This window comes from Mesorhizobium sp. B2-4-3 (assembly GCF_006442815.1).
In the GTDB taxonomy this organism is placed as follows: Bacteria; Pseudomonadota; Alphaproteobacteria; order Rhizobiales; family Rhizobiaceae; genus Mesorhizobium.
The window spans coordinates 366,602-380,654 of sequence record NZ_VFVL01000001.1; the positions used below are offsets into that span (position 1 = coordinate 366,602).

The 14,053-nt window shown below is 64.0% G+C and carries 14 protein-coding genes; 9 read left to right on the forward strand and 5 right to left on the reverse strand.

The window, feature by feature from the left end:
* Nucleotides 1-2: 2 nt before the first annotated feature.
* Genes FJ956_RS01785 through FJ956_RS01800 form a run of 4 tightly spaced genes read right to left on the reverse strand, consistent with a single transcriptional unit; the run spans nt 3 to nt 6,140 of the window.
* Nucleotides 3-1,886: an ABC transporter ATP-binding protein gene (locus FJ956_RS01785; RefSeq protein ID WP_140676269.1), complete on the reverse strand. Its 1,884-nt coding sequence runs from the start codon at nt 1,884-1,886 to the stop codon at nt 3-5.
* Nucleotides 1,883-3,775: an ABC transporter ATP-binding protein gene (locus tag FJ956_RS01790; protein ID WP_140676272.1), complete on the reverse strand. Its 1,893-nt coding sequence runs from the start codon at nt 3,773-3,775 to the stop codon at nt 1,883-1,885. The genes FJ956_RS01785 and FJ956_RS01790 overlap by 4 nt, the downstream gene beginning before the upstream one ends.
* A 40-nt stretch (nt 3,776-3,815) precedes the next feature.
* Nucleotides 3,816-5,696 (reverse strand): ABC transporter ATP-binding protein, encoded by a 1,881-nt coding sequence (locus FJ956_RS01795; RefSeq protein ID WP_140676275.1) that lies wholly within the window; start codon nt 5,694-5,696, stop codon nt 3,816-3,818.
* 27 nt (nt 5,697-5,723) lie between these two features.
* Nucleotides 5,724-6,140, reverse strand: a complete 417-nt coding sequence (locus tag FJ956_RS01800; RefSeq protein ID WP_140676279.1) for a hypothetical protein — start codon at nt 6,138-6,140, stop codon at nt 5,724-5,726.
* Between the two features lie 446 nt (nt 6,141-6,586).
* Between FJ956_RS01800 and FJ956_RS01805 the strand changes: the two genes are divergently transcribed.
* The 4 genes from FJ956_RS01805 to FJ956_RS01820 all read left to right on the forward strand — a co-directional run bounded on the left by FJ956_RS01805 (nt 6,587) and on the right by FJ956_RS01820 (nt 9,786).
* Complete coding sequence (locus FJ956_RS01805) at nt 6,587-7,045, forward strand: tRNA (cytidine(34)-2'-O)-methyltransferase (protein ID WP_140676282.1); 459 nt, start codon at nt 6,587-6,589, stop codon at nt 7,043-7,045.
* A gap of 148 nt (nt 7,046-7,193) precedes the next feature.
* Nucleotides 7,194-7,640, forward strand: coding sequence for a redox-sensitive transcriptional activator SoxR (soxR, locus tag FJ956_RS01810; protein ID WP_140676285.1), 447 nt, complete (start codon nt 7,194-7,196; stop codon nt 7,638-7,640).
* Between the two features lie 137 nt (nt 7,641-7,777).
* The gene (locus FJ956_RS01815; RefSeq protein WP_181170176.1) at nt 7,778-8,626 is read left to right on the forward strand and encodes a PIG-L family deacetylase; all 849 of its coding nucleotides are present in this window, start codon (nt 7,778-7,780) and stop codon (nt 8,624-8,626) included.
* Nucleotides 8,623-9,786, forward strand: coding sequence for a glycosyltransferase family 4 protein (locus FJ956_RS01820; RefSeq protein WP_140676289.1), 1,164 nt, complete (start codon nt 8,623-8,625; stop codon nt 9,784-9,786). Before FJ956_RS01815 ends, FJ956_RS01820 begins: the two co-directional genes overlap by 4 nt.
* 93 nt (nt 9,787-9,879) lie before the next feature.
* Here the strand turns inward: FJ956_RS01820 and FJ956_RS01825 are convergent, their stop codons facing one another.
* On the reverse strand, nt 9,880-10,137 hold the full coding sequence (locus tag FJ956_RS01825) for a hypothetical protein (protein WP_140645749.1): 258 nt from the start codon (nt 10,135-10,137) through the stop codon (nt 9,880-9,882).
* A gap of 120 nt (nt 10,138-10,257) precedes the next feature.
* On the opposite strand from FJ956_RS01825, the gene hemF reads away from it, so the two are divergent.
* From hemF to FJ956_RS01850, 5 genes are all read left to right on the forward strand, one after another.
* Nucleotides 10,258-11,172, forward strand: coding sequence for an oxygen-dependent coproporphyrinogen oxidase (hemF, locus tag FJ956_RS01830; RefSeq protein WP_140676292.1), 915 nt, complete (start codon nt 10,258-10,260; stop codon nt 11,170-11,172).
* 258 nt (nt 11,173-11,430) lie between these two features.
* Nucleotides 11,431-11,691 carry a DUF1344 domain-containing protein gene (locus FJ956_RS01835; RefSeq protein ID WP_140645747.1) on the forward strand — a complete coding sequence of 87 codons (261 nt, stop codon included), beginning with the start codon at nt 11,431-11,433 and terminating at the stop codon, nt 11,689-11,691.
* Between the two features lie 244 nt (nt 11,692-11,935).
* On the forward strand, nt 11,936-12,121 hold the full coding sequence (locus tag FJ956_RS01840) for a DUF1059 domain-containing protein (protein ID WP_008877709.1): 186 nt from the start codon (nt 11,936-11,938) through the stop codon (nt 12,119-12,121).
* 289 nt (nt 12,122-12,410) lie between these two features.
* Complete coding sequence (locus tag FJ956_RS01845) at nt 12,411-12,989, forward strand: hypothetical protein (protein ID WP_140676295.1); 579 nt, start codon at nt 12,411-12,413, stop codon at nt 12,987-12,989.
* Nucleotides 12,990-13,069: 80 nt separating this feature from the next.
* On the forward strand, nt 13,070-14,047 hold the full coding sequence (locus tag FJ956_RS01850) for a S8 family serine peptidase (protein WP_140676298.1): 978 nt from the start codon (nt 13,070-13,072) through the stop codon (nt 14,045-14,047).
* Nucleotides 14,048-14,053: the final 6 nt, after the last annotated feature.

Consider the following 14,053-nt stretch of genomic DNA (forward strand, 5'->3'; position numbering starts at 1 on the left):
TTCTACTCCGCCGGCCGCGTCTCTTCCAGCGCGCTTTCCTCGTTGAACAGGAAGCCGCCGGACTGTCGCTTCCAGAGCCGCGCATAGAGCCCGTCGAGCGCCACCAGCTCGTCATGCGTGCCCTGTTCGACGATGCGGCCGCCGTCCAGCACCACCAGCCGGTCGAGCGCCGCGATCGTCGACAGCCGGTGCGCGATGGCGATCACGGTCTTTTCCTCCATCAGCCTGGTCAGATTCTCCTGGATCGCCGCCTCGATGTCGGAATCGAGCGCCGAGGTCGCCTCGTCGAGGATGAGGATCGGCGCATCCTTGAGGAAGACGCGCGCGATGGCGACGCGCTGCCGCTGCCCGCCGGACAGCTTCACGCCGCGCTCGCCGACATAGGCCTCGTAGCCGGAGCGCTCGCGGTTGTCGCGCAGACCCAGGATGAAGTCATGCGCCTCGGCTTTCCGGGCCGCGGCGATCACCTGCGCGTCGGTGGCATCCGGCATGCCGAGCTTGATGTTGTCGCGCAGCGACCGGTGGAAAAGCGCGGTATCTTGGCTGACCACGCCGATATTGCCGCGCAGCGAGTTCTGCGTCACATGCGCAATGTCCTGGCCGTCGATCAGGATCTGGCCGCCCTCCAGGTCGTAGAGGCGCAGGATCAGGTTGGCCAAGGTCGTCTTGCCGGCACCTGACGGGCCGACCAGCCCGACCTTCTCGCCCGGACGCACGACGAGATCGATGCCGTCGAGCACGCCGGCCCCCTTGCCGTAGTGGAAGGTGACGTTCCTGACGTCGATGCGGCCGCCGGCGACGACCATTTCCTTGGCGTCCGGCGCGTCGGTCAGGCCGAGCGGCTGCGAGATCAGCGCCTTGGAATTCTCCAGCACGCCGAGATTCCTCAAAATGCCGTTGAGTTGCATCATGAGGCGGCCGAGCAGCATGTTGAGCCTGAGCACCAGCGACAGCGTGAAGGCGACGGCGCCGACCGTGATCGAGCCTTCGACCCACAGATAGATGGCGAAGGCGGCGATCGCCGTGATCATGATGCCGGAGAGCATGGTCAGCGCCATGCGCACGCCGGTCAGCCGGCGCGTGAACGGCCGCAGCGCGTCGAGATAGATGCCGAAGCCGCCGCGGATATAGCGATCGTCGCCGTCGGCCGAAAACAGCTTCAACGTCTGCACGTTCGAATAGGAATCGACGATGCGGCCGGTGATCATCGAACCGGCCTCGGCCGTCGCCTCGGCATGCTTGCGGATCGCCGGCAGATAGAGTTTCGCCAGCCAGCCGAAGGCGGCGATCCAGATCACCACCAGCACCGCCAGCCGCAGATCGAGACCGGCGACCAGCGCGAGTGTCGTCACCGTATAGACGATCATGAACCAGACCACCTCGATGAAGCTTTCCATCAGGTCGCCCGTCGCCTGCCCCGCCTGCCAGACTTTTGTCGCGATGCGGCCGGCGAAATCGTTCTGGAAGAAGGCGTAGGACTGGCGCGAGACATGCCGGTGCGCCTGCCAGCGCACCAGATTGTAGAATCCGGGCGTGATCGTCTGCTCGTCGACCAGCGCCGACAGGCCGACCACCAGCGTGCGGACGACCAACACCACGGCGCCCATGAACAGGAGCTCGGGACCGGCCGCGGCCCAAAGCGCTTGCCAACTGCGCTCGCCGGGCAGTTGGTCGAGGATATCGACCAGCCTTCCGACGAAATAGAACAGGCCGGCCTCGACCAGCGGCGCGATGCCGCCGATGATCAGCATGGCGAAGAAGGCGAGCTTGGCCTGCCCGACATAGTGCCAAAGGAAGCCGCCGACGCTGGCGGGGGGGCGAAGATTCGCCGGCTCGCGGAACGGATAGACCCAGCGCTCGAACCAGCGATAGACGCCCTTCATCATTCCGCGGCTTCACCTTTCGTCGCCAGATCGCCGGCGGCCTGCTTGTCCTCGAGCAGGAACCCGCCCGACTGGCGCCGCCAGAGCTGGGCATAGAGCCCACCCTTGGCAATCAAGGTCTCATGCGAGCCGTCCTCGACGATGCGCCCTTTGTCCATCACCACCAGCCTGTCCATCGCCGCGATGGTCGACAGGCGATGGGCGATGGCAATGACGGTCTTGCCCTGCATGAGCTTGTAGAGGTTCTCCTGAATGGCGGCTTCCACCTCCGAATCGAGCGCGGACGTGGCCTCGTCGAGAATGAGGATCGGCGCGTCCTTAAGCATCACACGAGCGATGGCGATGCGTTGCCGCTGGCCGCCGGAGAGCTTCACGCCGCGCTCGCCGACAAGCGCCTCATAGCCGCTCTGCCCATGCGGATCGGTCAGCGCCGCGATCACATCGTCGATCTGGGCGGCCTTGGCCGCGCTGAACATCGTCTCGTCGCTGGCCGACTGGCGTCCATATTTGAGGTTCTCGCGAACCGATCGATGCAAGAGCGAGGTGTCCTGGTTGACGAAACCGATCGCTGCGCGAACGCTCTCCTGCGAGACGTTGCGGATGTCCTGCCCGTCGATCAGCACCTTGCCGTCCTGCACGTCGAACAGCCGCAGCACGAGATTGACCAGCGTCGACTTGCCGGCTCCCGAACGGCCGATCAGGCCGACCCGCTCGCCCGGCGCGATCGTCAGCGACAGATTGTCGATGACGCCGCCTTTGCCGTCCTTGCGCCAATAGTTGAAGTTCACCCGGTCGAACTCGATGCCGCCGGCCTTGACGACAAGGGCGGGCGCGCCCGGATTGTCCTGCATGGTGATGGGGCGCGCGATCGTCGTCATCGAATTGCTGGCGACGCCGATCTGCCGGAAGACATTGGCGCCGACATCGAGGATCCTGCCGGAGATGTTGGCGATCTGCAGTGCGAACGGTATCGCCGTCGCCACGGCTGCCGTGGTCATGGCGCCGGCGTTCCAGCCGGCTAGCGCCAGCCAGCTTATGGCGATGAGCAGCGTCGCATTGAGGACGAACAGGGACGACCACATCAGCGTGAAAACGCGCATCAGACGGTAAAATGTATCGGCATGCTCGACCACGGCTTGCGAGACATATCTGTCTTCGTGCTCGCCGGTCGAGAATGTCTTGAGCGTCAGGATGTTGGTGTAGCTGTCGACCATGCGGCCGCTCACCTGCGACCACCGCTCCGACAGCTCGGAAGATCGCCGCGTGATCCTCGGCATCGCAAGCCAGAAGATCAGGCAGTAGAACACCAGCCATACCGCCACCACCGCCAAGAGGAGCGGATCGAGCCGCGCCAGCACCACGATGGCGACCGCGACGAAGACCAGCGCATACCAGACGGCATCGACCGTGAGGTTGACGCTCATCTCCACCGAATCGCCGCTTTGCATAACCTTGGTTCCGATCCGGCCGGCAAAGTCGTTCTGGAAGAAAGACCAGTCCTGGCGCACCACATGCCAGTGGCTCTGCCAGCGGATGAGGTCGATGAGGTTCGGCGCGATAGCGTGGTTGCGGATGAGCGCGTCGATAACCATCGACAGCGGACGCAGCAGCACGACGAAAGCCATCATGACGAGCAGCGGCCCATGCACCGCGAAGAAATCGCCTGGCTTTGCGTTGGTGAGCGCGCCCACGATCAGGCCTACGAAAATCGGCAGCATCGCGTCCACGATCGCCGCGACGGCAACGATCATCATGCGCAGCCAGTAGGCGGCGCGAAACTGCCTTATGAAATACCAGTAGAACCGCCAAAGCCCCATTGGCGGCTGCCTGTCTTCGGCCAGCGCCACCGGCGAATAACGGCTTTCGAACCAGGTGAAGATGCGGTCGAGCATTTTTCTCTCATGGACGCCGGAAACTGCAATCGCGATCGCGTTACTCCGCTGCCATCTCGGATTGCGGCGCCTTGGCATCAACCTCGGTTGGCGCGTCATCGAGCAGGAAGCCACCGGACTGGCGCTGCCAGAGCTGCGCATAGAGCCCGCCCTTGGCGACGAGTTCCTCATGCGAGCCTTCCTCTATAATGCGGCCCTTGTCCATGACGACGAGGCGGTCCATCGCCGCGATGGTCGACAGACGGTGCGCGATGGCAATGACGGTCTTGCCCTGCATCAGCTTGTAGAGGTTCTCCTGGATCGCCGCCTCGGCTTCCGAATCGAGCGCCGAGGTCGCCTCGTCGAGGATCAGGATCGGCGCGTCCTTCAGCATGACGCGGGCGATCGCGACGCGCTGCCGCTGGCCGCCGGACAGTTTGACGCCGCGGTCGCCGACATGGGCGTCGAATCCCTTGCGGCCGTTGTGGTCCGAAAGCCCGCCGATGAAATCGAGTGCCTCAGCCCGGCGCGCCGCCTCGATGAGCATCTCGTCGGTCGCGTCGGGCCGGCCGTAGAGGATGTTCTCCTTCACCGAGCGGTGCAGCAGCGAGGTGTCCTGCGTTACCATGCCGATCTGCGCGCGCAACGAATCCTGCGTCACCGCCGCGATCTCCTGGCCGTCGACGAGGATCCTGCCGCCTTCCAGGTCGTAGAAGCGCAGCAGCAGATTGACCAGCGTCGACTTGCCGGCGCCGGAGCGGCCGACGATGCCGACCTTCTCGCCGGGCTTTACCGTCAGCGACAGGTTCTCGATGACGCCCTTCTGCTTGCCGTAGTGGAAGCGGATGTCGTCAAAGCGGATCTCGCCCTGGCTGACACTGATGTCCTTGGCGCCCGGGCGGTCCTCGACCAGGCGCGGCAGCGAGATCGACTGGATGCCGTCCTGCACCGTGCCGATATTCTCGAACAGGCCCGACATCTCCCACATGATCCACTGCGACATGCCCCACATCCGCAGCACTAGGCCGATGACCACGGCGACCGCGCCGATCGTCACCGCTTCGCCCAGCCACAGCCAAAGCGAGATCGCCGTGACGGTAAGCAAAAGCAGCGAATTCAAGATGTAGAGCAGGCCGTAGAGCACCGTCACCAGGCGCATCGAGCGGTACACGGTATCGAGGAAGCCCGCCATGCCTTCCCGAGCGAAGGTCGCCTCGCGGCGCGCGTGGGAAAACAGCTTCACCGTCTGGATGTTGGCATAGCTGTCGACGACGCGGCCGGTCATGGTCGAACGCGCATTGGCCTGTTCCTCACCGACCTTGCCGAGCCGGGGAATAAAATACCGCAGCAGCGCGATATAGCCGATCAGCCATACGCCCAAGGGTGCGGCCAGCCGCAAGTCCGCCGAGCCGACGATGAACAGCATGCCGAGAAAGTAGACGATGACGTAGTTGAGGACGTCTATAACCTTCATGACGCAGTCGCGCACGGCGAGTGCGGTCTGCATCAGCTTGGTGGCGATGCGGCCGGCGAACTCGTCCTGGTAGAAAGCCATCGACTGTTTCAGCAGGTAGCGATGCACCTGCCAGCGGATGCGCATCGGGTAGTTGCCCATCATCGTCTGCTGATTGAACAACGAACGCACCCAGACCGTGCCGGGCAGCGCAAACAGCACGATGAAAGCCATGCCGGCCAGTTTCCAGCTCTCGGTCTGCAGGAAGGTTTCCCGATTCTGCGCCGACAGCCAGTCGACGATGCGGCCCATGAAACCGAACATCCACACTTCGGTGATGGCGATCGCCGCCACCAGCACTGCATCCACGACGATGTAGGGCCAGACGCCGCGCGTGTGGTGCACGCAGAACGCGACCAGCGTCTTCGGCGGCTCGACCGGCTCCGCGGCGGGAAACGGATCGAGCCTGTTTTCAAACCAGCGGAACATTCCAGGCACTCGCGATGCTATGCGCGCTCACGCGGCGCGGGATTGATGGGCAAGGCTTTGCGGCCGCGCGGCGCGACGGGCCGGCGATACGGAATCATCCGCGTCGCCGGTCCTATCCCGCGCAATATAGGGTGTCGCCGGCATTTCGCCGACAGGCTCGTTTGACGTCCCTGACGACCCCGAACTTCCGGACGAAAGGCCGGAACCTGCCCGGCTCCTGTCGCCCGGCCGGATCAAACGGATGATCCGGCGCACCAGCGTGGGCCGGCTGTGGTCGGGCACCGCGCGCGAGAAATCGACATCCGGCAGCATGCCACGATGCGGCCTGCGCCGTTCCTCGGCATGCACCGCCGACGAATAGGTCTCGCCGATCAGCAGCGCCCAGGTCGCCGCCTTGCGCTCATGCAGGCTTCTTGACCCCGGTATCTTGTAGGGATCGAACATTGGTCCGTCCTCCATATGCAAATGCGTTAAAAAGGGTGACGCGGCCTCGACCACCGGCATTCGGCCGAAGGCGCGGATCGAATCGGTCGGAACCAGACGGCAAATGTCTGTCTCGACACGTTCAGATGGCGCTTGGCGCCGCTTTGGCAGTTTGAAAAACATCGCAAGATTCCCTCGAAGGCCAAAAACTGGGTTCGGCGGGAATCGGTGCGATGAGGACTTAAAGTGTCAGAAGAATCGTCGTACCGAAACCGCCTGCGGGCATACGTGAGCCCCGGAGCGGAGCTGGATGTGCATGGTCATCATGTGTTCCCCTCCATTCGGTTCGGGTTGACGATGGTGGGCATATACTCGACTTCGCAGAAAATGGCCACCCGCCAGTCCAGAAATCGCCGAAAGCCGGAGGCGCCTGTGGCCGATCTGCCACTTATTAGCAGGATGCGGAAATGAACGATCGTCTCCGCATCGCGCTCTACCAGCCGGACATCGCCGGCAACACCGGGACAATCCTGCGCTTCGCCGCCTGCCTCGACATCGGTGTCGATATCATCGAGCCGGCCGGCTTCCCGCTCTCCGACCGGGCGCTGAAACGGGCCGGCATGGACTACCTCGAAATGGCGGCGCTTTCCCGCCATGCCGACTGGCACGCCTTCGAGGAGTGGCGAAAGGCCAACGCGCGCCGCCTGGTGCTGCTCACCACCAAGGCCACGGCCGCCTACACCGACTTTGCTTTCGCTGCCGGCGACATCCTTCTGTTCGGCCGCGAATCCGCCGGCGTGCCGGATCAGGTCCACCAGGCGGCCGACGCGCGACTGACCATCCCGATGCGGCCCGGCGCGCGCAGCATCAATGTCGCGCTGTCCGTCGCCATGGTCGCGGGCGAAGCGCTGCGTCAGCTCGGCTAGAACCTCGAGCCCTTCTTCATTGCCGGGCGCAGGCTCTACTCGCGGCGTCATTCTCACCCAGGCGCACATCGCCTTCTCCTGCAATTGCCCTATCGACGTTTCTTGGCTACAAGCTCAACTTAACTTGAGGTCAAGCGAAAAGTTCGAGATGGCTCCGGTAAGGGAATTGACGGTCGGCCAGGTGGCCGTTCGCAGCGGCGTTGCGGTATCGGCGCTGCATTTCTACGAGGCGCGCGGCCTGATCCGCAGCCATCGCACTTCGGGCAACCAGCGGCGCTACAGCCGCGACGTGCTGCGGCGCGTGGCGATCATCCGCGTCGCCCAGGAAGTCGGCATCTCGCTCGCCGGGATCACCCAAGCGTTCCAGTCCCTGCCCGAAGAGCGCACGCCGACGCGCGAGGACTGGAACGTGCTTTCAACGGCCTGGCGCGACGAACTCGACCAGAAGATCAGCCAATTGAAGAAATTGCGCGATGGCCTGACCGATTGCATCGGCTGCGGCTGCATGTCGATCGACAAATGTCCGCTGAGAAACAAGGAAGACCGGCTGAGCGCCCAAGGGTCGGGAGCGAGGCGGCTGTTGGTCGAGCGCTGACCGGAGCTTAAATGCTTGTTTCTCAAAGGCGCCGTCGAGATCATCCCAAAAATGGACGTTGCAAGACAGGGCCTTTGGCCCGCAGGAGAGCGCCCTCGACCTCAATCTTTTTCCACAACCCGGTGGATCGCAGCGGCATGAATTGGAACGCCATCGCGTCCTTCGGTCCGAAGACCTTGCACGGCCTGAGCCTCGCCGCGCAGGATTTCGCCTCGCGCCGACGCCCGGTGCCGGCAGGCCTCACCGAGGCTTCCGCGCATGACCTCTACCTCGCTCCCCATTGCGACGACATCTGCTTTTCCCTCGGGGCTTTCGTGCTCCAACGGCGCAAAGGCGCTCTGCTCACCCTGTTCTCGAAGTCCGGCTATGTGGCCCAGCCGCGAACGGTCGCAGCGCTTGGCGACGAGCGCATTGCCGCGATCTCCAGCCTGCGCCAGCGCGAAGACCTTGCCTTTGCCACCCAGGTTGGCCTGCGGCTGTGTTTCGGCGGGCTCGACGAGGCGTCGCTGCGCGGCCACGATCCCTTCGACACCGCCAAGGCGGACGACGACGCGCGGCAGCTTGACGGCGCCGTCGTAGCGGCGATCTTCGCGGCGGCAACGGAACAGCCCAAAGACAGACGCCCCTGGCTCTTCTGCCCGATGGCCATCGGCGGGCATGTCGACCATATGGTGGTCCTCAAGATTGTGTTGCGGCACTACAACGCCCTGCGGGCGCGCTGGCGCATCGCCTTCTACGAGGATCTGCACTATGCCTCGGCCTGGCAGGCAAGGACGGCCGGGCTTGCGAGATTCGAGCAGCTTGCCGCGCGGCTGAAGCCGCGGCGCTCGCTCTGGCCCATCGGTGCGCCGGCCGACAAATTGGCGCTCGCCGCGCTGTATCGGAGCCAGTTCGTCGAACTGCCGGCCTCGATAAAGCCGTTCACACCGGCGCAGCGCATTCCGGCCCCGGCGCATGAGGCGCTCTGGAGCGCAGAGCAAGCATGACCGGCGCCGGCTCGCCCTTGCCAGCCCCGCCCCCCGCTTGGACGGCGCTCGCCAGGAACTGGTTACGCCAGATCGACAAATGGCGCCGGCTCATCGCCCGCCTTCGGCGGCTGGGGCCTGACCCCGAATCTCGAGAGCCGTTTTCCGCCTTGGCGGGCTCGCTGCGAGATCTTGGCGACCTGCGTCCGCACCTGCTCGTCCTTGTACCCTGGCTGCCGATCGGCGGCGCCGAGGTGCTGCTGGCCGATATCCTCGACAACCTCAAGGCCGAATGGCGCCTCAGCATCGTCACCACCGAGACCGGCGACCAGGCGCTGGCGCCGGCATTCGCGGCGATCACGGCGGAAATCTACCATTTGCCCGATTTGCTCGACCGGCGGCACTGGTTCGAATTCGTCGCCGCCCTTATGGCCTCGCGCGATTCCAAGGCGATCCTGTCGAGCGGGTCACGCTTCCTCTACAAGAATCTGAAGCGGATCAAGGCGCGCTTTCCGGCGATACTGAGCTACGACATTCTGCACAATGACGCGCCAAAGGCGCATTTGGCCTCGGCGCTCCGCGCCAGGCTTCACATTGACCGTTTCATCGCGGTGAACGAAGGAATCGGGCGCTCGCTCACCCGTGGCGGCGCCCGTCCCGGGACAGTGACTGTCGTCCCGAACGGCATCGATTACGAAGGCGTCTTCAATCCGCAAGGAGCCGACCGAAGCGCGGCCCGCGAACGCTTCGGCATCGGGGATGGCACCTTCGTCATCGGCTTCGTCGGGCGGATGAGCGAGGAAAAACGTCCTCTCGCCTTCCTGGCCGTGGCGGCGCCTATCCTCGCCGCTCATTCCACGGTCCGGCTCCTCGTGCTGGGCGACGGCAAGATGACGGCCGCGTTTCGCGATGCGGCCGGTGCCGCCGGCATCGCGAACCGCCTGCATCATTTGCCCGGCCTCGACCGCGCGGCGATGCCGCAGTTCTATGCCGCCTGCGACATCCTCGTGATGTCGTCGCGCATCGAAGGCACGCCGCTGGTGATGCTCGAGGCGCTGGCAATGGGTTGCCCGGTGGCGACCACCGGAAGCGCTGACACCGCGCATCGCGGCGCTGGTCGGCGACGAGGCGGCTCTGGGGCGGATGCGCGCGGCCGCGCGGCGGTCGATCATCGACACTGAACGCTCGGCCGACGCCATGCTGGCCGCCTATAAGGCATTGATCCGGCCGTCCCCGTGACCACCGAGGCCTGACCCGCCACGATCGTGGCGCGTTCAATCCGCCGCCGGCAGCCGCCTCATGGTGAACTCGATCACGTCGCCTGGACGTTCGAACCAGCTTTCGATCTCGGTCCAGTAGGCCTGTTTCGGAAAACGCTCGAACCACTCCTTGGCCTTGAGGCGCGCATCCGGGCGCGGCAGCACGAAGGTTTCGCGCAGGAAACCGTCGCGCGGCTGGTTTTCGCGCTCAGCCCGTGAGCGCTCCAGCCTCTTCTTCAAGCCATCCAGCGGCGGTCTTGCCGGGGTGCGCACGAAGGAACTCCTTGCACCTGGATCAGACAGGACTTGACCCTTGTCCTCAAGAGATTAGGGATCGCGCGCAGAAAAAACGAGTCATTTGTCAGGCAAGTGAGCCTGTGACTGGAGACCGAATTGGAAAGACCTGATCTTCCGGTGGGCCTGCCGGCCGACATTGAGCAGAAGAAGATGAAGGCCCGCCTCTGGTTCGAGGCCTTGCGCGAGCGCATCTGCGCCACCTTCGAGCAGATCGAGCAGGAGCTCACCGGCCCGCAAGCATCATGGTCGCCCGGCCATTTCGAGAAGACCCCCTGGGAGCGCGACGAAGGCCGTGGCGGCGGCGGCACCATGTCGATGATGCGCGGTCGCGTCTTCGAGAAGGTGGGCGTTCACACCTCGACCGTCCATGGCGAATTCTCGCCCGAATTCAGGAAACAGATTCCAGGCGCCGAGGACGACCCGCGCTTCTGGGCGAGCGGCATTTCTTTGATCGCGCATCCCTGGAACCCCAACGTGCCGGCCGTGCACATGAACACGCGCATGGTCGTCACCACGCGCCAGTGGTTCGGTGGCGGCGCCGATCTGACGCCGGTGCTCGACCGTCGCCGAACCCAGGACGATCCCGACACGATTGCCTTCCATCGCGCCATGCAGTTCGCCTGCGAGAAGAACGCCGCCGTCGCCGACTATCCCAAATTCAAGGCCTGGTGCGACGAGTATTTCTTCCTGCCGCACCGCAACGAGGCGCGTGGCATCGGCGGCATCTTCTTCGACTGGCTGCATTCGGACGAGGACAGGGGCGGCTGGAACGCCGATCTCAATTTCGTCCAGGATGTCGGACGCTCCTTCCTCGTCGTCTATGCCCATCTGGTGCGGGGCAACTTCGACCAGGACTGGACCGACGGCGAGCGCGACGAACAGCTGATCCGGCGCGGCCGCTACGTCGAATTCAACTTACTTCACGATCGCGGCACCATCTTCGGCCTGAAGACCGGCGGCAATGTCGCCTCGATCCTGTCCAGCCTGCCGCCCGAGGTAAAATGGCCGTAACGATCCTGTGAGCTCGGCCATGGCCGCATTGTCGTCCCATTCGCCGAATCTTGGTGCGCAATGTGGCCGGCCAGGTTTCTTTTTCGTCTAATATCCTTTTGAAAAAATTGAGCTATTTAGGATCGTCGGGTCGGGAAGCGCCGGCGGTCGAAGCGGAGATCACCTGTCTCCGCCGGCCGTGACCCGACGCGACTTGACGGCCCTGACCAGGAGGGTGCCTGACCAAACGGGTGCCCTTGTTTTCCAGGAGAACATGCCATGCGCAAGCTTATCGTGACGGCAGCAGCCGCCGCCTTTCTCGCCTCCGGTGGCGCCGCGTTCGCGGCGGTCAAGCACACCACCGGCACCGTCAAGAGCTTTGATGGAACGGCCATGAGCCTAGTTCTGGACGATGGGTCGACATTCAAGCTGTCCAAGGCCTTCAAGGATCCGGGCGTTCAGGCCGGCGAGAAAGTCCGCGTGTCCTGGGACATGAGCGGCAAGAACAAAATCGCCGAGGCCGTCAAGATCATGAAGTAACGACCTTGCTCTGAAGGTCCAGTTCTCAGGCAGCAGGGAAAGGCGGGGCATAGCGCTCCGCCTTTCCTTCCATTCCGGGATTGGGGACTTTCGATGCAACCGAACCGTCCGACACGTGTTATGGTAGTCCGGCAGAGCAACCGGAAGAGGCGCGCCGCCGTTTCCCTCCCGGACTGCCAAGACAAAAAATCAAGGGCGGCCGGCCGCCAAGGTCGAACCACCCCGCGCTAGGAAAGGAAGAGTCATGAAGGAATTCCAATGCGGATCGCTGGTTCCCGGCTGTGACTGGCACACGCGCGCCGACGAGGAAGCGGAGGTCATGCGACGCGCCGTCGAGCATATGCGCGAGACGCATGGCGAGACCGTCATTCGCGAGACCATGATCGAGGCGATCCGCTCGCGCATCCAGAAGGTTCGCGACGCCGCCTGATCGGGATCGGGCCAGATCGCAGGCTTCCAAACGTCACCGGCCGACAGGCATGATGGCGGATCGTTGCTTCCGGCGCATCCCGCCCTTTTCGCCGGCGATCCTCCGATCGCCGGGCAAGGCACTGTTTATGCGTAATTCCAGCGAATTCTTATATTCGTAACGGCTTAGATAACCTGGCGGTAACAGTCTGCGTGCGATTCTCCCGCGCATGATCCGGCCAGAGGCGGCTGCCCGAGAAGCCTTCGCCATCAAGGCGCTGTCCGGAAAGGTGGGGCGAGGTGCTTCGCGCATGCGCGAGCGGTCCAAAATCCGAGGCGGTCTCTGCACGGCGGTGCTCCTGTCATGCGCCTTCCTCTTGTCGTCCGCTGCAACCGCGCAGGAAGGGACCACCTCGCTCGTCGATATCCATCAGGGTTCTCCGCTCAATGACCGCGCCAGGGGCCTCGGCAACGGCGGCTATGAGCTGCAGAGCGGAAGCTGGGTCTCCTTCAGCCGTTGGTATCACGCGAGCTGGGTCGACATGCATGTCGACTTCCTCACTCAGATCACGCCCGATACCGGCTTTCTCTGGGGATTTGGCACTGGGGAACAAGGCGAGAAATACAGCATCGAGCCCAGCCTCAAGCTTGGTTTTCTCACTCAGACCCATCCCAATCTGAACAGCACCCTGTCCCTGTCGGTCACCTCGGTCATCGGCGGCAACCTGACCGAAAAGCCCTGCGAGGCCGACTACGGCGAGTTCGGAACCTACAGCGTCAACTGCCGGCTGGCGGCGGGCGAGACGGCGCCCGAGGAAACGCTGAAATATCTGGTCAGCGCGAAGCCGGAGAGCATGCATCTCTGGCTGAACTACCGTCTCACTTTCTGATCGGAGGGGCTGCGAATGAAATCATCTTGTCCCGAAACTCACGATCGTCCGTCCTGGTTCTGTCTGACTGGAGAATGAACATGTCGGTTAAGTCCTTGAAGTTCGGCCTCGCCGCTGCCCTCGCCATCCTTTCGGCACCGATGGCATCGGCGCAGGAAGCTCTCAGCCCGGACGAAATGGCTGCGCTCTGCCATGGCGGCGGCTCCATCTGCGTGAGCGCAACGATCCCCGCGCGGTCGACGCAGGCCGTCCAGAGCTGGATGAGCCTCGATGTCGGCGCCGCCTGGGCAGCCGGCTACAAGGGCAAGGGCGTTACCATCACCATCGTCGACGATTTCAGAAGCTCGTCGCGCTTTTCCGGCAATTTCGGCCTCGGCGTGCAGACCCAGCGGCATGGTGAATGGACGCGCGAGGAGGCAAGCATGATCGCTCCCGCCGCGACCATCCGCTCCAAGGATTTCTCGACGGGCACGGCCGTCCCGCTGGCCGCCGGCCGCAACGTGCTCAACCTCAGCTACGGCATGTACACAACCGCGGGTTACGGCGTGAACCAGATCGGCTGGGCCCCGGAGGAGGCGTCGATCATCTCCTATGCGACCAAAGGCTCTGCCATCGTCTCGAAGGCGGCCGGCAACGACGCGGTCGCTGTCGGTGGGGTCACGGGCGGGCAGCAGGACTATCTCGACCTTGCCCTGATCGGCAAACCGACGGCGATCTTCGTCGGCGCGCTGTCGACCAACGGCACCACAGCCAACAAGGCCCAGCTCGCCTGGTATTCCGACTATGCCGGCTCCAACCAGGCTGTGCAGAGCCACTTCCTGGTGGTCGGCGTCGAAGGAGACAAAACCGGTCTCTACGGAACCTCGTTCGCCGCGCCGATCGTCTCGGGCTATGCCGCGATCATCGGCAGCAAGTTCACCAAGGCGACGCCGGTACAGATCACCAACGACCTGCTCAACACGGCCCGTACCGACACGCTGGTCAATTACGACCCGTCCATCTACGGCAAGGGCGAGGCAAGTCTCTCGCGCGCCCTGGCTCCCGTGGCGATACGTTGAGGCACG

Coding starts and splice junctions, on each gene's coding strand:
- FJ956_RS01785 (WP_140676269.1), bottom strand. CDS start 1,886: ATGATGAAGGGCGTCTATCGCTGGTTCGAGCGCTGGGTCTATCCGTTC.
- FJ956_RS01790 (WP_140676272.1), bottom strand. CDS start 3,775: ATGCTCGACCGCATCTTCACCTGGTTCGAAAGCCGTTATTCGCCGGTG.
- FJ956_RS01795 (WP_140676275.1), bottom strand. CDS start 5,696: ATGTTCCGCTGGTTTGAAAACAGGCTCGATCCGTTTCCCGCCGCGGAG.
- FJ956_RS01800 (WP_140676279.1), bottom strand. CDS start 6,140: ATGTTCGATCCCTACAAGATACCGGGGTCAAGAAGCCTGCATGAGCGC.
- FJ956_RS01805 (WP_140676282.1), top strand. CDS start 6,587: ATGAACGATCGTCTCCGCATCGCGCTCTACCAGCCGGACATCGCCGGC.
- soxR (WP_140676285.1), top strand. CDS start 7,194: ATGGCTCCGGTAAGGGAATTGACGGTCGGCCAGGTGGCCGTTCGCAGC.
- FJ956_RS01815 (WP_181170176.1), top strand. CDS start 7,778: ATGAATTGGAACGCCATCGCGTCCTTCGGTCCGAAGACCTTGCACGGC.
- FJ956_RS01820 (WP_140676289.1), top strand. CDS start 8,623: ATGACCGGCGCCGGCTCGCCCTTGCCAGCCCCGCCCCCCGCTTGGACG.
- FJ956_RS01835 (WP_140645747.1), top strand. CDS start 11,431: ATGCGCAAGCTTATCGTGACGGCAGCAGCCGCCGCCTTTCTCGCCTCC.
- FJ956_RS01840 (WP_008877709.1), top strand. CDS start 11,936: ATGAAGGAATTCCAATGCGGATCGCTGGTTCCCGGCTGTGACTGGCAC.
- FJ956_RS01845 (WP_140676295.1), top strand. CDS start 12,411: ATGCGCGAGCGGTCCAAAATCCGAGGCGGTCTCTGCACGGCGGTGCTC.
- FJ956_RS01850 (WP_140676298.1), top strand. CDS start 13,070: ATGTCGGTTAAGTCCTTGAAGTTCGGCCTCGCCGCTGCCCTCGCCATC.